Origin of the sequence: Candidatus Avelusimicrobium caledoniensis (assembly GCF_902756455.1) — a bacterium.
Classification (GTDB): Bacteria; Elusimicrobiota; Elusimicrobia; order Elusimicrobiales; family Elusimicrobiaceae; genus Avelusimicrobium; species Avelusimicrobium caledoniense.
The window spans coordinates 95,860-117,437 of sequence record NZ_CACVRB010000001.1; the positions used below are offsets into that span (position 1 = coordinate 95,860).

18 protein-coding genes and 1 tRNA gene are annotated in these 21,578 nt (G+C 48.1%); 9 read left to right on the forward strand and 10 right to left on the reverse strand.

Going from position 1 to position 21,578, the window contains the following annotated elements:
• Window positions 1–24: 24 nt before the first annotated feature.
• Entirely contained in the window at window positions 25–576 is a 552-nt protein-coding gene (locus ACQY2W_RS00450) for a type IV pilin protein (protein WP_428048600.1), read from the reverse strand.
• Between the two features lie 344 nt (window positions 577–920).
• Between ACQY2W_RS00450 and ACQY2W_RS00455 the strand changes: the two genes are divergently transcribed.
• Window positions 921–1,649: a hypothetical protein gene (locus ACQY2W_RS00455; RefSeq protein WP_428048602.1), complete on the forward strand. Its 729-nt coding sequence runs from the start codon at window positions 921–923 to the stop codon at window positions 1,647–1,649.
• A 65-nt stretch (window positions 1,650–1,714) separates the two neighbouring features.
• On the opposite strand, the gene ACQY2W_RS00460 is transcribed toward ACQY2W_RS00455, so the two are convergent.
• The 4 genes from ACQY2W_RS00460 to ACQY2W_RS00475 form a co-directional block, all read right to left on the reverse strand.
• Window positions 1,715–1,981: a hypothetical protein gene (locus ACQY2W_RS00460; RefSeq protein ID WP_428048604.1), complete on the reverse strand. Its 267-nt coding sequence runs from the start codon at window positions 1,979–1,981 to the stop codon at window positions 1,715–1,717.
• 41 nt (window positions 1,982–2,022) lie between these two features.
• On the reverse strand, window positions 2,023–2,700 hold the full coding sequence (locus ACQY2W_RS00465; protein ID WP_428048606.1) for a hypothetical protein: 678 nt from the start codon (window positions 2,698–2,700) through the stop codon (window positions 2,023–2,025).
• A gap of 83 nt (window positions 2,701–2,783) precedes the next feature.
• Window positions 2,784–2,857, reverse strand: a tRNA-Met gene (locus ACQY2W_RS00470).
• A gap of 64 nt (window positions 2,858–2,921) precedes the next feature.
• On the reverse strand, window positions 2,922–3,524 hold the full coding sequence (locus ACQY2W_RS00475; protein WP_428048608.1) for a tetratricopeptide repeat protein: 603 nt from the start codon (window positions 3,522–3,524) through the stop codon (window positions 2,922–2,924).
• 69 nt (window positions 3,525–3,593) lie between these two features.
• Here ACQY2W_RS00475 and ACQY2W_RS00480 point away from each other — a divergent pair, with 69 nt between their 5' ends.
• Together ACQY2W_RS00480 and ACQY2W_RS00485 are read left to right on the forward strand one after the other, a co-directional pair.
• Window positions 3,594–4,352 carry a glycosyltransferase family 2 protein gene (locus tag ACQY2W_RS00480; protein ID WP_428048610.1) on the forward strand — a complete coding sequence of 253 codons (759 nt, stop codon included), beginning with the start codon at window positions 3,594–3,596 and terminating at the stop codon, window positions 4,350–4,352.
• A complete protein-coding gene (locus ACQY2W_RS00485; RefSeq protein WP_428048612.1) occupies window positions 4,325–5,020 on the forward strand; it encodes a polysaccharide deacetylase family protein in 696 nt (231 codons plus the stop codon). Before ACQY2W_RS00480 ends, ACQY2W_RS00485 begins: the two co-directional genes overlap by 28 nt.
• Here the strand turns inward: ACQY2W_RS00485 and ACQY2W_RS00490 are convergent.
• The gene (locus tag ACQY2W_RS00490) at window positions 5,009–5,470 is read right to left on the reverse strand and encodes a type IV pilin protein (RefSeq protein ID WP_428048614.1); all 462 of its coding nucleotides are present in this window, start codon (window positions 5,468–5,470) and stop codon (window positions 5,009–5,011) included. The two genes, ACQY2W_RS00485 and ACQY2W_RS00490, sit on opposite strands and share 12 nt — an antisense overlap.
• 232 nt (window positions 5,471–5,702) lie before the next feature.
• Window positions 5,703–6,797 (reverse strand): tetraacyldisaccharide 4'-kinase, encoded by a 1,095-nt coding sequence (lpxK, locus tag ACQY2W_RS00495; protein WP_428048616.1) that lies wholly within the window; start codon window positions 6,795–6,797, stop codon window positions 5,703–5,705.
• 101 nt (window positions 6,798–6,898) lie between these two features.
• Between lpxK and ACQY2W_RS00500 the strand changes: the two genes are divergently transcribed.
• From ACQY2W_RS00500 to ACQY2W_RS00525, 6 genes are read left to right on the forward strand one after another with little or no spacing between them, the layout of a single operon-like run.
• The gene (locus tag ACQY2W_RS00500; RefSeq protein ID WP_428048618.1) at window positions 6,899–7,843 is read left to right on the forward strand and encodes a lysophospholipid acyltransferase family protein; all 945 of its coding nucleotides are present in this window, start codon (window positions 6,899–6,901) and stop codon (window positions 7,841–7,843) included.
• On the forward strand, window positions 7,840–8,376 hold the full coding sequence (locus tag ACQY2W_RS00505; RefSeq protein WP_428048620.1) for a D-glycero-alpha-D-manno-heptose-1,7-bisphosphate 7-phosphatase: 537 nt from the start codon (window positions 7,840–7,842) through the stop codon (window positions 8,374–8,376). The genes ACQY2W_RS00500 and ACQY2W_RS00505 overlap by 4 nt, the downstream gene beginning before the upstream one ends.
• On the forward strand, window positions 8,373–9,419 hold the full coding sequence (locus ACQY2W_RS00510; RefSeq protein ID WP_428048622.1) for a DUF3108 domain-containing protein: 1,047 nt from the start codon (window positions 8,373–8,375) through the stop codon (window positions 9,417–9,419). The genes ACQY2W_RS00505 and ACQY2W_RS00510 overlap by 4 nt, the downstream gene beginning before the upstream one ends.
• A 31-nt stretch (window positions 9,420–9,450) precedes the next feature.
• Complete coding sequence (rfaE1, locus tag ACQY2W_RS00515) at window positions 9,451–10,437, forward strand: D-glycero-beta-D-manno-heptose-7-phosphate kinase (RefSeq protein WP_428048623.1); 987 nt, start codon at window positions 9,451–9,453, stop codon at window positions 10,435–10,437.
• Complete coding sequence (kdsB, locus tag ACQY2W_RS00520) at window positions 10,434–11,183, forward strand: 3-deoxy-manno-octulosonate cytidylyltransferase (RefSeq protein ID WP_428048624.1); 750 nt, start codon at window positions 10,434–10,436, stop codon at window positions 11,181–11,183. Before rfaE1 ends, kdsB begins: the two co-directional genes overlap by 4 nt.
• 39 nt (window positions 11,184–11,222) lie before the next feature.
• Window positions 11,223–12,815: a CTP synthase gene (locus ACQY2W_RS00525; protein WP_428048625.1), complete on the forward strand. Its 1,593-nt coding sequence runs from the start codon at window positions 11,223–11,225 to the stop codon at window positions 12,813–12,815.
• Window positions 12,816–12,859: 44 nt separating this feature from the next.
• Here ACQY2W_RS00525 and ACQY2W_RS00530 read toward each other — a convergent pair whose 3' ends face one another.
• The 3 genes from ACQY2W_RS00530 to ACQY2W_RS00540 form a co-directional block, all read right to left on the reverse strand.
• Window positions 12,860–13,417 carry a type IV pilin protein gene (locus ACQY2W_RS00530; protein ID WP_428048626.1) on the reverse strand — a complete coding sequence of 186 codons (558 nt, stop codon included), beginning with the start codon at window positions 13,415–13,417 and terminating at the stop codon, window positions 12,860–12,862.
• A 418-nt stretch (window positions 13,418–13,835) separates the two neighbouring features.
• Window positions 13,836–15,938 (reverse strand): penicillin-binding protein 1C, encoded by a 2,103-nt coding sequence (gene pbpC / locus ACQY2W_RS00535; RefSeq protein ID WP_428048627.1) that lies wholly within the window; start codon window positions 15,936–15,938, stop codon window positions 13,836–13,838.
• Window positions 15,935–21,568, reverse strand: coding sequence for an MG2 domain-containing protein (locus ACQY2W_RS00540; protein ID WP_428048628.1), 5,634 nt, complete (start codon window positions 21,566–21,568; stop codon window positions 15,935–15,937). The genes pbpC and ACQY2W_RS00540 overlap by 4 nt, the downstream gene beginning before the upstream one ends.
• Between the last annotated feature and the right edge of the window lie 10 nt (window positions 21,569–21,578).

Consider the following 21,578-nt stretch of genomic DNA (forward strand, 5'->3'; position numbering starts at 1 on the left):
GCGGTAACGGCGGGGCTTTTTCTGCTAAGGTAATTCGTAAATACGAGAGCTCCATTTGGTAGCTACTAAATTTGAACTCCTATACAGCTTCACACAAAAATCGCCGGCCGTGCCTTCGTAATAATTCGTTCGTTCAGCACAGTATAATTTTTGGCTTAGTTCATTATCGGGATCTTCCTGTACAAAGAAAAACCCGGCACCTTTGTAAGGCCCTGCCTTAAAAAAAGCCGTGGACAACGAAAAGCCATTCACCGAATTATTGACGGACAACTCTATCCATTCATTTCCTTTGACAGCATCTGATGAAGTTGTAGAGACACTAATTGTAGGAGTGGTAACAGGGGACAACGTGTCAAAATCTAAATCTAATTCGCTAAAAGAATTAGCGTACGTGCCGTTAGCCAAATGATACGCCTCCTGTGCCGTAGCTAAACTTTTTGCTAACGTAAACAACTGCACAGCCCGGCTTTTCCATACGGCTTTTTGATATTGCGGCAACGCCACCGCCGCTAAAATACCGATAATAAGTACAACAACTAATAATTCAATAAGCGTAAATGCTTGTTTGTTTTTCATACGATTCTCCTTTTGATATCTTGTATCAACAAATAAAATGTAGCAAAAAAAAAAACGATGTCAAGTTTTATTTTTTCTCTCGCTATATCCCGCATAGAAACTCTGCGGGATGACGAGCGAGAGAAAAAGGCCCTTGCCGGGCCCAGGCGTGAGGCCTAGGACCTCTGCAAGCAATTGATGTTATGTTCTGCAAAAGGGACTTCGTGTTTTTCTGCAACAAGTCCTTCGCCGGCAAATAGGCCATAGGTTTCATTAGACCTACCCGGTCCATAGGTCCAAAAGCCCTTGTCAATCCATAAAAAAACAAACTATACTACCTGTATATCGTTTATAAAGGAGACATCATGAAACAGTTGCTTTCTGCCGTTTGTTTGACCGTACTTTTTGCCTTACCGCTTGCCGCACAAGAAAAACTGGCCGACCGGGTATCCGCTCAAGCAGCGTGCATCCGCACCGTGCAACACAGCATTGACGCTATCAATCAAGTGACGGATGTTGCCTTCCCGGCGCAAAAAAAAGCTTTAGAAGTCACCCGCCACCAAGCGGAAAATTTCCTGCTACAGGGAAACTGCCAAGAAGCGCAAAAAACGCTTAGCGCAATTTTGCCGCTACTACACCAACTGCAAGAAGTATACTTGCAAAACCAACTGGAAGATTTAGAACATTTATTTTTAGGCCCTTCCTCGCTGGAACAACGCGCTATGCTACGCGAAGGAATCGCCTTGCTGAAAAGTTTACGGGAAAAAGGACAAACGGAAGAAGCTATTTTTGTAGCTAATTATTTGGATGAATCGTTTGATACTCCCCCGGCTCTTTCCCCCGAACAACGGCGCTATGCTATGTACCAAGACGCTCTGGAAGCCATTGATATGTGGTATGAGTGGGGGCAAGAAACCGTTTCAAAATCTACCGCCCAACAAACTCTCCAAACGTGGCACGAAAAATTTATCCAACTGATTAACGCCGTGCGGACAGATACCTCTGTATCCGAAGAAGAAATGGCTGTTATGTACGAAAATATTTTAGATAAAGCAGAAGCAGAATTTAACCAATTGCTTAACACTAATAAATAAATTCTTTTACTCCACACAAAAAAGCCCGGGCTTATTGCCCGGGCTTTATCATTGCAAAGCAAAACTTAATTCTCGTTATAATCGCGCACAAAAAACACAATGTACGCAAGCCAAGACGCCCCGAAGAACATCAAAAAGCAATACGAGAACCACCACATTTTATTTAACGGGTTGTAGTCCGTAAGGAGCGACCCGACAAACAATTGTGCCAGCACCACGGTTAAATACACCCACACGCACAACACAACTGCTTTTAATACCACGTCACACGTGCCGATAAAAACGCCTTTTTCAGCGTACGGTCTTTTGATAAAAGTAAGTAGTTTTTGCATAGTTTTATTTTAATCTCCCAAGAAATACTTGTCAAGTTTTTCTAATTTTGCGCACCGTAAAAAGTATCATTAGCTTCGCGCGTTACATCATCCGCCACTGCCACAGAGGCCGGCTCTTGCATGGCAGACAAATCGTCCTCCTCCGCCCCGGCGGACGGCGCAATAATTTCCGATTCAATTTGTTGCATCATCGTTGCGGGCGCAGGGACCATGGTGCGGGCCGGTTTTTGGGCATCTTTAACGGACCGTTTATCTTCCGGCTCGGAAACCGCCGTTTGAGCGGTTTGTTGTACGGCTGTCGGTTGTGAAGTCATCGTGCGGGCCGGTTTTTGCTGTGAAGTTTCTTTTTTGGTTTCCGCGATTTCAGCTTGCTGCGCTTCTTGCAATTCGCGCTGGCTGGGGATATCGTTTTTAAGTTGCGGAAAACGATCCGTGCCCACAAAACCGCGGGCAACTTGCACTTCGTCTTGCGGATAGTATGTTTGTTTCAACGGAGCATTTTTTTGCGCAGTTTGCTTTTCGGGGACGTTGGCAATTACATTTTCATAAATAAGCGTAGGGCCGGGATCTTGCGGGGCGACTTTATCCGGGGTTAAACAATAGTCCACGCGCTCACGCGTGGTAGCTTTTTGGTGGCTGTCTACGCGTGTTTCACACGTGGAAGCTTGAGCCGCCGTAGCGGCTAGTAAAAGACTGACAAAAATGAGTGTTTTTTTCATAATTTCTCCGTATTAACAGGATAACACATTTTAACGTATTTTGCACGTAAAAAACCCTCTTTCGTAAAAGAGGGCTAAAAAAATGTCACCGGGTGGGATCGAACCACCGACCTAGCGCTTATGAAACGCTCGCTCTAACCAGCTGAGCTACGGTGACGTAAATCTGACCTATTTATTATAGCAAAACAACCAAGCCGCACGCAAATTTTTTTGTGCGGGGCTTACTTAATCATGGAATAAACACTTAGTGTAGCGGGCAATTTTCCGCTTTTGGCCAGTTCAAAATCTTTATTAGCCAGTTCCTCTTTTCCCATGCGCAAATACGTAGCCCCACGCGCGTTAAGCACATCGGCCGCCGGACGCAAATTGATAACGGATGTATAATCGGTAATGGCTTCTTCGTACTGGCCCAACATAAAATAAACACCCGCACGCGAGAAGAAATTTTCCACCCGTTCGGGGTCCAATACAATAGCCATGTTAAGCACTTTTAGCGCATTTTGATAATCGCCCCGCGCCGCCAGCACACTGCCGTAAGCCGTGTAAGTAGCGGCGTGATTGGGGTTTTCTCTAAGGACTTGTTCAAAATCTTGTTGGGCTAAATCAAACTCGCCCGTAAAAAAATATACGGCTCCGCGCGAAGCACGCGCATCTATATTTTTCGGGTTGATTTCCAACGCTTTATTATACGCGGCGATGGCTTTTTGGGGTTGACCGTCTTTAAAATATCCGTCCCCCCGTGCCGCATTTTCCGACGACGTCGGCAACGTCATACACGCGCCTAAACAAATAAGACCCACTAAAACAGAAATTATTTTTTTCATACAACCTCCTTTTGGTAAATTATACAATAATCTCCCCCCGGCTCACTTTAAATGCTAGAATAATACGGTATGAATAAGCCCGCTATTTCTTTATTTATTATTGCTAAAAATGAAGCGCACCATATAGAGGCGTGTTTAAAAAGCGCGCAAAATTTGGTGCAAGAAATTGTGGTTGTAGACAGCAATTCTTCCGACGACACCGTGCGCCTGTGCGAACAGTTTGGCGCGCGCGTATACGAACAACCGTTTGAAAGTTTTACCAAGCAAAAAAACGCGGCTCTGTCCAAAGTAACCGGCGAGTGGGCCTTGTCGTTAGATGCAGACGAAACCTTAACGCCCGAATTGGCCGAAGAAATCAAACAAGCCGTTTTATCGGATAAATATGACGGATACGAACTGCCGCGCGTCAACGATTTTTTAGGCAAACGCATGAATCACAGCGGCATTAAAAAAGAATATATTTTACGGCTGGTACGCACGAAAAAAGCAAAATTTGAAGGCGGCAAAGTGCATGAAAAATTAGTCGTACAAGGCAAAACCGCACGGCTTAAAAATGTATTTGTCCACCACCCGTACGACGACATTGAAACGTATTTTGAAAAATTTAATAAATACACCACGCTCGCCGCGCAAACGATGTACGAAAACGGCAAACGTGTTTGTTTACTACGCGTACTTTTAACCGTGCCGTTTGAATTTGCCCGCCGCTATATTTTAAAAGCCGGATTTTTGGACGGCATGCGCGGACTGATTTGGGCTTCGTTTTCGTGTTTTTACGTATTTGTAAAATACATGAAATTGTGGTACTTGCGGGAACGGATGAAATGAGCGGCGTGCGCGTACTTACTTATCAAAAAATCGGCTTAGCTCCCAAAAATTCTCCGCTAAAAAACGAGTGGACTTCTTTGCGCGCGCTTACCCGCACGTTAAATAAAATCAAAAAACGTGGTTTAACCACCGTGTCGCCCGCGCAAATTTTATCCGGCGACGCACCCGAAAATTCAGTTTTGCTTTTATTCTTAGACGGCTACCGCTCGTTTTACCAAACCGTATATCCGCTACTTAAAGAGCGCAATTTAGCCGCGTGTGTATGTTTGCCCACCGCGTGCGTGGGCACGTATAATTCGTGGCAGGACCCGCACCAAGAATTTTGGCAAGATTTACTGACGTGGGATGAAATTGAAATATTGTCTAAAGACCCGCTTATTTCGTTTGGCGCGCAAACACTCAACCGCGAAGATTTGACGTTGTTACCCAATGAACAAGCACGCTATAACGCACAGGAAAGTATTTTTCGCTTAACAAAATTTTTACCCAACCCGCCGCAACTTTTTGCCGCATTTCCCTCCCGAAAAAAACTGAAAAACGCCGCAGAAATATTACCCGGTTTTGACGGACTTATTATAACGCCTAACGGCACAGCCAACAAAACACCCCACACCGTCAGCGTGGTGCGGGGCAATTCATGGCGTGCCAAGTGGAACTTAATTTTCTAACCAATAGTGCACCCCACTTGAAGACACGCTTCTATACACGCCCAGTGTCTTACAAATTTGTGTACCTAATTCTTGCATAGCCCCGGTATTAACCGTACAGTAGCGGGAAACAGAACCATTTACCCAAACCGCGAAATTAAGTCTTATGCCATATTTACTGCTCATATCTGCCCAACAATCTGCGAATGTACTTATGTTACAATAAAAAGTAACATACGGCGTGTTTTTAACTTGAATATCCAATTCTTCTAAAGACGAAGCGAAATTCCCGCTAGCCATGTAATATAAAACTTGTGCTTGGACAATAGCATTGAGATTTACCCTCGCCTCTACTGCACGGGCCTTGGCTACCGCTAATTTATATTGCGGTACGGCTACCGCGGCAAGTATGCCAATAATTAACACTACCACTAATAATTCAATCAGCGTAAATGCTTGTTTGTTTTTCATACAACCTCCTTTTTATCATTAAATCAAATGTAGCAAAAAAAAAAACGATGTCAAGGCCCTTGCCGGGCCCAGGCGGGAGGCCTCAAACCTCTGTTTGCTTTTAATGCGATATTTTAGCAATAAGGAATTTTAGGAACGGTGCTTTCGTTAATCTTGCCCCTTAAGCGGTAAGAAACAAAAAACTCACATTCCAAAAATGTGAGTTTTAAAAGGAATTATTTTCTCCGGCAGATTATTTTTTATGCAGGTTCGGATACAGCACGTGCGAAAATACATCCATCTCTTTTTCGCCGCCGCGCAATTTTAAATTGACGGACAACACATACACATCTTTTTTCAAAATATCGCGCCAATTATCGGGGAATTTGACAAAGTCCTTAAACGTGGTAATCAGCGGCAGTTCCCCGCGGGTTTGTTCAAACGTACGCAAATTTTCATCGGTATAATACTGGTGGTCGGCAAAGCGCCACTTCTGCGCCAGTGTAAGGCCCAACCCTTTTAACGTATTTTCAAACGTTTCCGGGCTGCCCAGCGCACTAAAACACGTCACCGGGCCTTTAATTTCTTCTAGCGGCACTTGGCGCGCGGAACAAATGTCCATATAATACTCGGGTTGGTGGATACTTTCCAAAATTTCCACTTCCGGGTTTTGTTCGCGGATCGTTTTTTTAATATCCGCCAGTTCTTCTTCGGTTGCTTGCTCACAATGCGTCAACACGACCAGTGCCGCGCGTTTGAGCGCGCTTACCGGCTCGCGCAAAATACCGTAGGGCAGTAATTCCCCATTCCCAAACGGATTTTTAGCATCCACCAGTACGATATTTGCATCGCGCTCCAAGGCGTGATGTTGCATACCGTCATCTAACAAAATGAGTTGGCTTTTGAAACGGGTTAACGCTTCTGTGGCGGCCTCGTAGCGGTTGGGCGAAATGACAATCGGCACTTTATATTGGCTGAGCACGCGGCTCATCATAAACGGCTCATCGCCCGCACTGCGCCAGTCGGCATCCGGGTTATCAAATAACACAACAGGTTTTGTGGTTTTTTTGCGGCGTTTATACCCGCGCGAAACAATAGCTACCCGCACCCCGGCCTTGGCCAGTACCGTAGCGGCCAATAGTACAGCCGTTGTTTTTCCGGTGCCACCGGCGGTAATATTGCCGATGCACACCACCCGGGTATTGACACGGTTTACTTTCTTTAACCCGCCGGCATACGCTTGCTGATTTAACCATACGCCAAAACCATACAGTTTAGAGGCCGTCCATAATACACCGCGGCCCACCGCGTTACGCGCAATTTTGTCTTTTACTTGCACTAAGTCCATAGTGTTTCCTCATTGCTATTAAAAAGGTCTTTTTTATTGTAGCATTTTCGCGCGAAGTTAAAACATACCGACGCACAAATTAAAATTAGTATAATAAAGTTATGGCACAAGACCGTTTTAAAAAAACCCCTTTACACTTCCTACAATTTGTAGGGCTCAAGATACTATGCTGTCTCTTGCGTTTGTTGCCGTATCGCGCCGCGGTATGGTTGGGCAAAAATTTGATGTCCCCCGTGCGCTGGGTAATGCCTAAACGCTTTGCCCGCATGCAATACGATATTGCACGCGCCTTCCCCGACAAAACCCCTCAACAAGTGTACCAAATCGCCAAAGAATCATGGGAAAATATGGGTGTGATTTTTGCCGAGTTTATAAAATTAGCCCACATGAGCGTAGACGAATTTAAAAGTCATTGTCACATAAACGGTATAGAAAAACTGGAGCGCGCCCAACATGTAACCGGAGGAATTATCCACATCGGTCATTTTACCAATTGGGAAGCGTTTGGGTTGGCGGCCTCGGCCTATGGGTTTGACAAGGCCGTACTGGCCCAACGGGTAGATAATCCTTATGTAGATACGGAAACAAACCGCTTGCGTAACGTGTTTTCCGGCCGGACGTTTTACAGTAACCACGAGGACAAACCGTTCTTTGCTTGTATGCGGTGGCTCAAAAAGAAAAAAATGCTCGGCATTTTATTTGACCAAAATACCGTAGCGGGCGAGATGTGGTTTGCGTTTATGGGCCGCACCGCAGCATTTTCCCCTATTACGGCACTGCTGGCTATAAAAATGCAAACGCCTATTTTCCCGGTCAATGTAACGCGCGAGAAAGACGGCACGCTTATTTGCACCGTATACGACCCCGTTATCCCCCCTGCCGAATATAGCACCGAAAATGTACGCACGCTGACTAAAACCCTTATCGGGTATTACGAAACGTGGCTTAAACAAGATCCGCCCTCGTGGTTATGGGCGCATAACCGTTGGAAACGGGAAGCCGAAGGCAACGCGTACCTAGCCAAACACCCCGAGGAAAAATTATGATAAAAGCCGTGTTTTTTGACCGCGACGGTACGCTCATTTACGACTATGGCTATTTATCCGACCCGGCTAAAGTGCGTCCGTATAAATGCGCTAAAAACGCGTTAAAATTACTTGCCAAAGCCGGATATCACTTTTTTATTGTATCTAACCAATCGGGCATCGGACGCGGCTATTTTTCCAAAGACAAAGCGCACGCCGTCAACACCCGCTTGTGCAATTTATTAAAGCCCATACACTTTGACGAAATTGTTTTTTGCCCACACGCTCCCGAAGACAAGTGTACTTGCCGCAAACCGTTACCCAAACTGGGCAAACAACTGATTAAAAAATATCACGTAGACGCGTCCCGCTCTTTTATGATAGGCGATAAAAAATCGGATGTGGAATTTGGGCACAATATCGGATGTAAATCTATCTTAGTCCAAACAGCTAACGGGAAAAAACATCTCAAAAAATACCCCGGGTTAAAGCCGGACTTTATCGCCGCCGACTTACTGCGTGCGGCACGTTTTATATGCAAGGAGAACGCATGAAAAAAATAGTTTTACTCGCTTTAATGGCCACGCTGAGCGGTTGCTTTGGACACCGCAAAGCGCAACCCACCGAACCAACCGCACAAACCGTAACGGCTGTGGTGCAAGAAAGCGCGCCCGTTGTAAAAACCACAGAAACATCCGCCGTCTTGCCTGTTTCTTCCCCGGAAAAATCTGAAAAAAACGCCCCTGAAATAAAACCCGCTACCCCGGTCCAACCCACCCCGCAAGCGTACCAACTTCCCACGGGTGCTCCCGTGCCGGACACGCCTGTTTTTAAAAATGAACCGCTTATTGCGTTAGAGGGCCGCACCTTAAACCCGTTAGCCGCCCTCGCGCCCAAAGCGGATAAACAAATATCCGTTCCGTGGCAAGGCGAACAACTTAAATACGGCTTATATTATTCTTTTGTTAAAGTAGGCACGGCGTATATTAAAAACCGCGGTCTGGTGGACGTAAACGGACGGCAAGCGTATGTGATACAAACCTCTGCTTTTTCAGCCAGTGTGATTGATTCTGTTTTTAAAGTGCGCGATATCAATTTGTCGTGGTTAGACGCCAAAAATTTATATTCGTTGGGTTACAGTCAAAGTTTACGCGAAGGCCGCTACCAACGCGACGAGTGGGTACTGTTTGATTACGATACCAACACCTACCGCGGCGAAGTGGTCAAAAAATCGGGCACGCGTGCTTTTTCCGGTGCACTTACCACCCGGGTATTGGATATGCTGACGTCGCTTTATTTTGTACGCGGACAAAACTTGGAAAACGGAAAAGACGTCGTATTTGATATCTTAAACCGCGAAGAACAATACCCGCTTGTTGTAAAAGTAATCGGGCGGGAAACCGTCAAAACCCCCGCAGGCAAATTTAAATGCGTCATTGTGGAGCCGCAATTTCGCGGAGAAGGCATATTTGTCAGCAAAGGCAAAAGCTTGAAAGTTTGGCTGAGCGACGACGAACGCAAACTGCCTATTAAAATGGAAACGGAAGTGTTTATCGGCAGTGTCAGTGCCGAACTACTGGAATATCAGCACAATTAAATATATAATGAAGATTATTTACGGAGGATCTATGCAACCTAAAACCAGCCGTTTAAAAGATATTTTAAAATCGTTCCAAGGGCAAGAAATTATCGTCGTTGGTGATATCATGTTGGACCATTTTATTAAAGGGGCTGTCAGCCGCATTTCGCCGGAAGCCCCGGTGCCGGTAGTGGACGTACGTAACGAGTTTTTTGTAGCCGGCGGTGCGGGAAATGTAGCCGTCAATTTGGCCGCTTTGGACGCTAAGCCCGTGATGATTTCCGTCGTCGGGCCGGACCTTGGCGGCGAAATGCTAAAAGATTTTTTGCGCGAGCGCGGTGTAAACATCCGCGGTATTGCCGAAGATTTGGACAGACCCACCACCCAAAAAATTCGCGTTATGGCCGATCAACAACAAATCGTCCGCTTTGACCGCGAAAGCAAAAAAATCATTTCCCCGGCCATGGCCCGGGTGTGTATGAAAAATTTTGAAGCCGCTATCCAAACCGCCAAAGGGGTGATTTTATCCGACTACGGCAAAGGCATGCTTAGCGACCAAAACATCCAAAAAATTATCGCGCTGTGCCGCAAAAAACATATCCCGGTGTGCGTGGACCCTAAAATTGATAATTTCCGTAAATATAAAAATATCACGTGCATGACCCCCAACACCAAAGAAGCGTGGGAAGGGGTGGGCCAGTCGCCTAAACCCGGCGAAGAAGCCATAGAAAAATTAGGCCAAAAAATATTAAAAATGTTGAACGCCGATTCTATTTTAATTACCCGCAGTGCTGACGGCATGAGCTTGTTTGAAAAGAACGCCAAAAAGCCCTATACCGTGCGCGCTACGGCCCGCGAAGTGTACGATGTAACCGGGGCGGGCGATACCGTTATTTCCGTATTGACGCTCGCGCTTGCCGCCGGAGCCAGTTTAAAAGAGGCCTCCGTAATTGCCAATTACGCCGCCGGCATTGTAGTAGAAAAATCCGGCACGGCTACGGCTTCGCGCAAAGAAATTGAAGGAGTTCTCCCATGAGTGATGTTTTAATTGCTATTCCCGCCCGGTACGGATCCTCGCGTTTGCCGGGAAAAATCTTAAAACCGCTTTGCGGTAAACCCGTTATCCAGCACGTGTACGAAGCGTGCAAAAACACGGGGCTTGGCGAAGTAATTATCGCTACCGAGGAGCCACTTGTCGTAGAAGCGTGTGCTAAATTTGGTGCTAAAGCCGTGCTGACCAGCGACGCGTGCAAAAGCGGCACCGACCGCGTGTTTGAAGCGGCGCAAAACCGCCCGGAGCAACTGATTATCAACGTACAGGGCGATGAGCCGTTTATTAAAACCGAAACGGTTTTAGCTGTAGCTAATTTATTAAAAAATGACCCGCTGTGTGATATCGCCACGGCGGCCTTTGCCCGCCAGGATGATGAACAGGTAGACAACCCCAACATCGTCAAAGCGGTACTCGCCAAAGACGGGCGCGCGTTGTATTTCTCGCGCTCGCGTGTGCCGTACAAACGGGAAAAAACGCAGGAAAATTTGAAAGTGCCGTATTGGCACCATTGTGGGATTTACGGGTACCGCCGCGCCGCGTTAGAACGGTTTGTGCACTTGCCCGAAAGCCCGCTTGAAAAATTAGAAAGATTGGAGCAACTGCGCGCCTTGGAAGACGGCATGGTCATCAAATGCGCCGAAATTGCCCCCTCCGGCCCGGCCATAGACACCCAAGAGGACTTGACCGCCGCCGAACAGTATTATCTGAAACACCACGCCCAGCATTAACTGCCGGGCGTTTTTAAAAAACCCAACAGGAGAAAATATATGTCTAAATTTATCGTAATCACCGGCGGCGTAGTCAGTTCGCTGGGGAAAGGAATTTCCGGGGCCAGTATCGGCAAACTATTGCAACTTAACGGCCTTAAAGTCAATATGATCAAGTGCGACCCGTACATCAATGTGGACCCGGGCACGATGTCCCCCTACCAACACGGCGAAGTGTTCGTAACGGTGGACGGTGCGGAAGCCGACCTGGACTTGGGCCACTACGAACGTTTTTTAGACGTCAACATGACCCGCGCCAACACCAATACCGCCGGCAGCATTTATCAAACGGTTATTGATAAAGAACGCCGCGGCGAATATCTGGGTGCGACGGTGCAAGTGATTCCCCACATCACTAACGAAATCAAAAAACGCTTTACCGCTTTTGAACACGACACCGACGTATCTATCATTGAAATCGGCGGTACGGTGGGCGATATTGAGTCGTTACCGTTTTTGGAAGCGGCGCGCCAACTGCGTTTGGAAAAGGGGCCGCAAAATGTCATTTGCGTACACGTTACGCTTATTCCGTATATCGCCGTTGCGCAAGAACTGAAAACAAAACCCACGCAACACTCCGTCAATAAACTGCGTGAATTGGGCATTGAGCCGAGCATGCTCATTTGCCGCACGGAAAAACCGCTAAACGATCACTTAAAAGAAAAAATTTCTCTTTTCTGCAGTGTTCCGGCCAAAGCCGTCATAGAGTGCATGGATGCCAAATCTATTTATCACGTGCCGGAAATGTTTTACAAACAAGATGTGGACAAGCAAATTATTTCGCTACTTGGTTTAAAACCCACGCAAGAAGTAGATCCGAAACAGTTTGAATTTTTTGACCGCGCATTAAACCCCTCTAAGACGGTAAAAATTGCCGTCGCCGGAAAATATGCCGAGTTTCAGGAAGCGTATAAATCTATCCACGAGGCCTTACGCCATGCGGGTATGAATAATGATGCCAAAGTAGAAGTGGTTTACGTCAACACCGAAAAAGACAACATCAACGAAAAACTCAAAGGTGCCGACGGCATTTTAATTCCCGGCGGGTTTGGTAACCGCGGCGTGGAAGGAAAAATCAATACGGTCCGTTTTGCACGCGAAAACAAAGTGCCGTTTTTGGGTATTTGCTTAGGCATGCAATGCGCGGTGTTGGAAGCGGCGCGCAACTTGTGCGGGTTGCACGACGCCAACTCTACCGAGTTTGACCCGACGACCAAAGACCCGGTGGTAGATTTAACGCCGCAACAAAAAAACGTAGTGTATAAAGGCGGCACGATGCGTTTAGGCAATTACACAGCCGACTTAAAACCGGGCTCCCTTGCCCACCGTTTGTACGGTAAAGACCGCATTGAAGAACGCCACCGCCACCGCTACGAACTCAACCCCAACTACGTCAAACAGTTGCAAGACGTGGGGCTGATTGTGTCGGGTTGGCACGAAGGCGTTTTGCCGGAAATTGTGGAACGCACCGACCACCCGTATTTTATCGCGGGACAATTCCACCCGGAATTTGGCTCACGCCCGATGCGTCCGCATCCGCTTTTTGACGGCTTAATTAAAGCCAGTTTAAAAGCCAAAGAAGAAAAGAAATAAAAAGTTTATGACAAAAAATAAGCCGCCTCTTTAGGCGGCTTATTTTAATTTCCCCAAGTAGTACCGTCCATAGAGAAAAAGTTATTAGGATCACCTTGATGAATATATTTTGCCTTCATAATTTTAGTGCAATATTCACCGCGCTCCAATTCAAATTTTGGGCTACCGTTGCGTTGCTCTGTACAAAACAATACATCTGTCGGTACATTTGAATTATTATGATAGAAATAAATTTCAAATCCGGCCCGAGCATATTTCCCGCGCAACCGTTCCGCATGTATCAAATGATAACCGTTAGAATTGATTAAACCTATCCCCCAATCGTCATTGGCACGCGAGTCCGTCGTGTAAGAACCAAAGGACGCCCGATCCGCTAGCGGAATATCCACCGCCAGTTCATCAAAAGAATTGGCATATGTACCGTTTGCCATGTGATACGCCAGTTGTGCATTATATATCGTTTTAATAACGGTCAATATCTGCGTGGCTTTACTTCTTTCCACTACTTTTTGATATTGCGGCACAGCCACCGCCGCGAGTATGCCGATGATAAGAACTACAACCAACAATTCAATCAGCGTAAATGCTTGCTTGTTTTTCATACAACCTCCTTTTTTATCATCAAATAAAATGTAGCAAAAAAAAAAACAATGTCAAGGTTTATTTTTTTCTCCCGCTATATCCCGGATTACAAATCTCCGGGATGACGAGCGGGAGAAAAATATATACTGAAAAGCCCCTTCGCCAGGGGCAGGCATTTTGGGAGTCAACTTTCACTTAATTAGAGCCACACTCTTTTTGCATTGTTGCTTTGTTAAGAGCCGACGATAAAATACGTCGTTTGACTTCCCCCCTTGCGGGGGAAGTGGTTTGGCGGACAAAGTCCGAACAAACCGATGAGGGGTATATAGTAAAGTTATTTTCCTTGTTCTGTTATACCCCTCACCCGGCCTTTTGCCCGTCCGGCGAGGACCTCCCGCAAGGGGCGAGGGGTCAACAGAAGAAAATACTTCAGAAGAATTAAGGCAGAACTTCAAATGGGACAGACGCGCTTTGTCCGCCGCAGGAAACTTCCAAGCGGTGCTTGCCCGCTTGCAACGGCCACCACACGCGGCACGAAGTTTGCGGCTGTTTTTTACCGTTGAGCGTCCACACGCATGTGTCTTTTTCACACGCGACGTGCCACAAGAGTTTTTGCAGTCCCGCCGATACAGACGGGTCCCACTTATATACATCTTTGCGCGCAGGCGAAAGTAATTTTAAATCAGTAGTTAAATCTTTATGATTTCCGTCGCATTTAGCGGGCAAATGGGTTTTCAAAAATACTTCTTCGTGCGTGTGCGTACAGGTTGGCCCGGCCAACTTTCCGCTTTGCGTGCACACCTGTTTAAACACAACTCCTTGCGGTTGTTCAAACGGATCGGACGGATATTTCTGTTGCAAATAAATAGCCAAGTCATGCATAATCGGCCCGGCCCCCGTTACGCCGGATACTTTACGCATGGAAGACGCATCAAAATTTCCCGCCCAAACACCAATCGTCCAACGTGGCGTGTAGGCAAGCGTAAAATTATCTTTGTAATCTTTGGAAGTACCCGTTTTGGCGGCTAGTTCAAACGGCACAGATAAAGCAGAATTTAACCCAAACGCCGCGCCGCGCGCCTGATTATCAGCCAAAATATGGCTGATGATATAAGACGTCTGCGGGCTTAACACACGTCGTGCTTTTCCTCCTAATTGCACCAGCGGATCCAACGAAAGAGTCATCGGTCTATACTCCCCCCCGCGCGCAAATGTTGCATACGCATTAGCGAGGTGCAACAGTTGTACTTCGCCGTTACCGAGAGCTAAACCGAGTCCGTAAAAATCGGCCTCGCGTGATAATTCGGTAAGTCCCGCCGCACGCAACAAATCTAATAACGCCGGGGCACCTACTTTCTCCGCCGCTTTTACTGCCGGGATATTATACGAACACGCCAGCGCGTTACGCACCGAAACAAGCCCGTGAAACGTCTCGTCATAATTACGCGGACGGAAACCGCCGTCAAAAAAAGTATCTTCATCGGCGAGCAAATCAGCCGCCGTCAAAACTCCTTTTTCAATAGCAAGCGCGTACGCAAACGGTTTTAACGACGAGCCCGGTTGCCGTAGTGCCCGCACGCCGTCTACTTGTCCGTGCTGTTCTTGGTTATTAAAATCAGCCGACCCCACATACGCAAGCACCGCTCCGGTTGCGTTTTCCAACACAATAACCGCGGCATTTGTAACGTGTTCTTCCTGTAATTTTTGGATATGGTTTTTGACTACGTGCTCGGCGTAATGTTGCAGCTGGCTATCCAGCGGCGTTTGCACGGGACCGGTTTTAGTAGGCAGTAACGTGCGTAAAAAATTTGTAAAGTGCATGGCGTTAAACGGGCGAGCCGCCGCACGCAACACGACGGGCTCTTGAAGCGATAATTGGTACATTTCTTCGTCAATAAAATTCTCTTCGCGCATACGCGCCAGCACATACGCACGCCGTTTTATCGCACGCTCTTTGTATTTAAGCGGGTTGTAGCGCGTGGGCGATTTAATCAGCCCCACCAAAAAAGCCGCTTGCCCCAGCGACACCTCCGACGCGTCTACCCCAAAATAAAACTTCGCCGCCGCTTGTACCCCTTGCGTCAAATTGCCAAATTCCACCCGGTTAAAATATTCCTCTAAAATTTCTTCTTTCGTATGATTTTTTTCCCATTGTCCGGCATGGTACGCTTCGCCCATTTTCCCCCACCACGTTTTGGCGCGTGGCTCCACCGCGCGCACTAACTGTTGCGTAATGGTAGACGCACCGGAAAGCACTTCGCCTTGTTGCGTATTTTGCCACAAGGCACGCAAAATAGCTTGCACGTCCACCCCGTCGTGCTGATAGAATCGTTTATCTTCCGCCGCCACCGCCGCCGCAATAAACCAAGGCGACATTTCACCCAGCGAAACGGGATAATAATACGTGTTATTTTCGGACAAAAAATCCCGCACCGGCGTACCGGTGCGGTCTGTAATCTGTTGGGAAGGCGTCAAGACAGTTTCCCCCAGTACTAAACCGGGAAGAAATAACGCTATAACTGCCCACGCCCACTTGTTCATTTTTCAATAATAAGCTGCGACGTAGCATTGCGCCCAAATACGGCCGGGTCATACATTAAACTCGCCCACGCGCTGGGATAAGCAAACGTGCCGTCCGTTACCGCACTAACCATGTACGTAAACGTATGTGTGCCGGCAGGCAGATAATCGGCAAACGCGGCAATACGGTCATCGTAGCGTTCCGTGCGGCCAAACGCCGAAGATTGCAACGTATCGGTCGCCGAGGTTTCCGTAGCAAGCGTGGTATTTACAATTTCCACCCCCGCCGGCACGAAATCTTCCGCCACCACAAAGTGCGAGGCCGATGCATTACGCACTGTAAGCGTGACGTAATAGCGTTGTCCCGCTTTGAGTTGCTGGACTTCGTTACCCTCCAACGTAGTAACCTTGCGGGAAACTTCAAAACCGGCGTTTAGAGGCGTTGTATACGCGCGCGGAGTATACGTTTGCGCGAGCGTGTAGTAAAGTGTGCCTGTGCCCGTTTTAGCCAAGTTTACGCGGGCTTGGTTTCCGGTTGCGTAGGCCGTGCTAAACGGCACTTGGGTTGTTTCAAGTGCAAGCGTGCGACCGCGGAACGTGGTTTCTTGCACGGGGGTTGCGTTGAACGCAACGCGTGCGGTAAAGTCGGGCACTGGGTTTTCCATTTTCTTTTCGTACGTAGTTAACGCAGATAATACCGCCGCGTTTTCAGCCGTACTTTGCCAATGGCCTTGCGCGTTAAGCTGGGTGATTAACCACGACACCGCTTTGGGGGCTTGCTCAATAGGTTGTCCGGCATCCAACAACGCTTCCAAAGTAAGAGCCGTCGTGGAAACATCCGTTAGGTGCAACCACGGCATAGGCGACTTAGCGGTAAAGTACACATGCATGGGCGTATACGAAATATGATTTAACAACTGCTGGGCAAGTGTTTGTTTGATATAATCGGTACGTTGCGACACCACCGCCGCTTTTAACAAATACGCCACCGCCGGAAGCGGCAACACGCCGCGCCCGGCATACAAATTGTTAAACGCGGCAGATACATTTTTTCCGTATAAGGACAGCGCGTATAAACTCTGCGCGCGGGCCGTTTGTACTTCGGGCAACGCATACGTAAATGCGAGCGTTGTGTTTTTGGCAAACGCCGTCTCCAACCAATCGGCCGCACGGTTTAGTGCTTCTTGCGGCACGGTAAAGCCGGCTTGTTTGGCGCGGTAGGCCGTTTGCAACGCATACGCGGTAACGTACGGATCGGGTAATGACTCCTTCCAATACCCAAACCCGCCCGAGGGATGTTGATAAGCAGGCAGATTCGTCAGCACTTCCTGTGCTTGTTTTTTAAACGCGGCAACATCCCCAACGTGAAAATCTTGCACTAATTTTTCGCTTTCAATGACGGGGCTGATTTTGGAGAGTTGTTGCTCCAAACAATCGTACGGATACGTCGTCAAGTACATAAGCGCACCTTGCAAATTCAGTAGCGCCGTAGACGCAAGCGATACCGTAACTTGATTTTTTGCGCTGTCCAATAAATTTTCCGGCTTGGCAAGCAGTTCTTCTTGCGCACCCGCCGTAGCGTTGTAAGTGGCTAAGGTTTGCGGTTTTTCAACGGGCCGCACGGAAATATCCGCACGCACGCCGTCACTTTCCCCGTGCGCTTTTACGCTAAACGCCACTTGCGCAGTACCCGCTTGGGTGGCCTCACACGGCCAGGCAATTTCTTGCGCTTGACCCAGCGGCACGGTAATGGTTTTAGCCGCAATATCGGTAAGCCGCACACTGCCCACCGCTGCGGCTTGCACCGTTAAAACACCTTTTTTATCGGCGTAATTATACGCTACGGCCCGGCATGAGAATTTATCTCCCGGCCGCACGATTTTGGGCAAACTCGCCGTTACCATTAAGGGTTTAGATACGGTAATTTGCGTTTGGGCCGAGCCAAATTCTTGCGCGCGCACCGCAACAGCCATAATGCGAAAACGCGTCAAATTATCCGGCAGTTTAAATTTCACTTCCGCGCGGCCCTTAGCATCGGTTTGGACGCGTGCATTAAAATACGGCACGAACGAGAAACGGCTACGCAAATCAATACCGCCTAGTTTGGCAAAGTCAGACCCGCCCCCGCCGCGGCTTTCGCCTTTCTCGCCAAAGTTACGCTGACCGATCACGTACGGACGGTTAGCCGATGTAAACACAGATAACGGACGCGCGCCGTAAAACGTATCAAACGGGTCCGGCGTTTTATAATCGGTAAGAGCCAAGACGCCCTCGTCAACCACAAAAAGCGCGACTTGTGCCGGCACGCCTTTGCGGCCCAATTTGGTAGAAAGTTTAACCGTTACCTCGTCGCCGGGGCGATACTCTTTTTTGCGCGTATTGATTTCCACCGTCATCTTTTTGGTTTGCGGGGTTACTTTTAAATTGACGTAACCTGTTTTGCTTTGCGGTTTACCCAAATCAACGCCTTTATCGGTAATGGGCGCGGCGGTACGGCCTTTAACAAGCGTCACGCTGACAAACACGTTAGGCAAATAATTTTCTTTAATCGGCACTTCAATATAATCGGCTCCGCCTTTTACGGTGGTCAGCCATGTATCCAAAATGCCCTCGCGCTCCACGCTGACCAACGCTTGCGCCGTATCATAGGGAGACTTAATGTGTATGCGGGCGGTTTCGCCAACACGGTAATCGTTTTTATCTTGTTTTAAAGATAACAAATCGTCGTCTTTTTGCAACCACGCCGGACCGTCCTTACCGTAAACCATCACATCAAATCCGCCACGTACGGTGCGACCTTGCTCGTCGGTCGTAAGTAGCGTGATGTTGTACGTTCCGCTTTGCGGCGGTACAAAGTAAAATTCCGTTCCGTCCTCCCCTACGGTCAACATTTGGGACGGCAGCTCAACTTCTTCTTTATTGCTGACCCACTCCAACCGGCCCGCGAGCCCCACTTTACGTACGCTATGCCACTCTACCCGTTTAATTTGCACCGTTACGTTAGCCGGGGCTTGCGTACGTTTGCCTTCCGGCGTTACGGCCACGATACGCGCCGTAACCGGGCTACCTTCGCGAAAATAACCGTCCGCCGGTTTAGCACCTAAATAAAATGAGGCCGGGTGCAACATGACCGCTTTGCGGGCGAATAAATCTTGCTTGGCGGGCGACTGGACACCAACTTCGGCAAATATCCGCACCGGGCCGGCTACCTGTGGCAAAGACGCGGCAAAGGACGTGACGCCTTTGTCATCCGTAGTTTGCGTGGCACCGGCAAGCTGTTTACCGTTTTCTTTATATTCGTTTTCGCGCAGAAAATACGGCACGAACGTATAATTATCGTAACCGTCTAATTCCAACCACGCCATTTCGCGGCGAAGTGTCCATTTGGCAGGCGCGTTGCCTAACGGGGCACCGGACTGGTAATTAGCCGCCGCCGTAAAACGGGCTTCTTCTCCGCCAATGTAATTGGACTTAGCGGCTTGCATAGTTACGTTAAATTCTGCCGCTTTTACGCTATCTACCTTAAATGACGCATACGTAGAAGACGGGTCACTCTCGCCTTTGAGTTGCGGCGTAAAAATTACGTCCCAATCGCCGGTGTGCGCGGTAGCGGGAATTTCAAACGATTTTTCAAATGTACCCCATTTGTCATCGGTAGTAACAGTTTGCGAAAACACATCCGTACCTGCTCCGTCGCGGATGACCAATTTACCCGTTAAAGCGGTAGGCACGTTTAACGTGCCGCCTTTTAAATGGCGCACAATCGCCGATACGTGCACCGTCTCGCCGGGGCGGTAGATACCGCGTTCGGTAAATAAAAAGGTACGCCACGCTTCTTGTTGCGGATTGTAGGTATAACTAATATTAAAACGCCACGGCTCTAGCCCGTCGTCCAGTTCCGTGCTGATAAAACCGTCGCCGCCCGCGCTGGAGACAAACGCGTAGAGTTTAGGGGCTCCCCACGAAGGCACCTGTGTGTCTAACTGGTTCCAACCCGGCGCGCGGGCCAGTCCGTTCATATCGGTAGAGCCGGACCATAAAATAGTGTTGGTCCTATCGCGCAGTTCTACGGTCAAATTAGCCATGGGCTCGCCGGTTTCTAACGAAGTGGCCCACAGTAAAATATTTTCCGCAGACACTTTAAAGGTAAGTCCTACATCGGTCAAGTTATCCGTAGACGACACCCAACACGGCTCACCATTACGCGTGATTTTAAGTTGGCTAAATATCAAACTGTCTTGCGCGGTGGGCGAGAAACGTGCCAAATCTAAATACGTTTTGACCGTTTTGTCTTTGATATCTTTAAAAGTATACGATCCGCTAAAAGTGGTATCCGCGAGCGGTTTTTCGGCACAGTAGGCATTATCACTGGCGGTTAAAAATGGAATATAATTTTCTTTGTTAAACCGGGCCGTCCGCACGGTCAGTTGCGGCGTGTTCATCAGTTCTATGGGTAGCCGCGGCGGTAAGTAACTCTCTAACACGCCATACCCGCCGGAAAAATCTACCGCCGGGCAATAGCCGTTATTTGTAACGGTAAACGTGTAATCTTTCCCCAAGCGCGAGCCGTAAATATCGGTTAAATTTTTATCCAGCGTTACAGTAACCGTTTGGCCCGGTTTTAATTCTAAAAAAGACAAAGGCGTATTAAAAAATGCTACGCCTGTTTTTTGTTCTTGCTCTGTAAGCGTATAGCGCGAGGTAATATGACGTTTGGCAGAAGCAGATAATTTATCAAACGGCAAGATAACTTCTTCGCGCCCAAGCGCGTCTTGCTCTTCGGCGGAAAGGGTACGTTTGGCGGTGGCGGGCGTAACGGTGGCGGCCTCGCTCAAATTACGCAAACGCACCGGAGAAGAAAACCGCACCTGCGGCACAAAGGGCAAACAACCCGTTTGCACCGTACCCAGTACCGCTAAATCAGGCGACGTAACAAAAGTGGACGCATGCGCTTTGGCCAGCCCTAACGAGCCCGACTCGCCCCGCAAACCCTGTTCCAACATAAACGTATAGATAGTACCCGGTTGCAATTTTTGGGCAGGCGTAAAAGCAAGGGCATATTTTTCAGACGGCAAATAAAAGAAATGTTTTTCATATTCTTCGCCGGTTATTTCCCGCGCGGACAACGCAATATGCTCGCCCGACGGAGTGATTAAATAGGCGTGTTTACCCACGTTAGCCACGTTCATCAACACATTAAAACCCGCATACAAGGTGGGAGTTAAAGACAGCCAATGCTCGTTAGCTTGCGGATAGATTTGACGCACCTGCGGACGAATAGACGTAAACGAAAATGTATACGGTGCGGCTAATTTCGCCCCGGACACTTCCGAGCCAAAACCGCGGTTAATTTTGACGGTAAACGCCGTAGCTACGGGCCAAGGTTGTTTGGGCTCAAACACAAGGGTTTGCGTGCCTGAATAGCGGCATACACCTTCTACGGCCGGGGTAATATGTAAGGGACAATCTGACGAAGAAAGTGCGCTTTGTTCGCCCAGCGCCACGACGGGTTGGTTAAACGAAACACTGATAGTTTGACGGCCAAAATCGTTTAGGGCTCCTTTAGGGGTGGCAGACAATACTTTAAGTGGAGCGGCTTGAAGCAGAACAGAGCAAAAGATAAATGTGACTGACGTAATAAAACGACGCATAAGATACCTC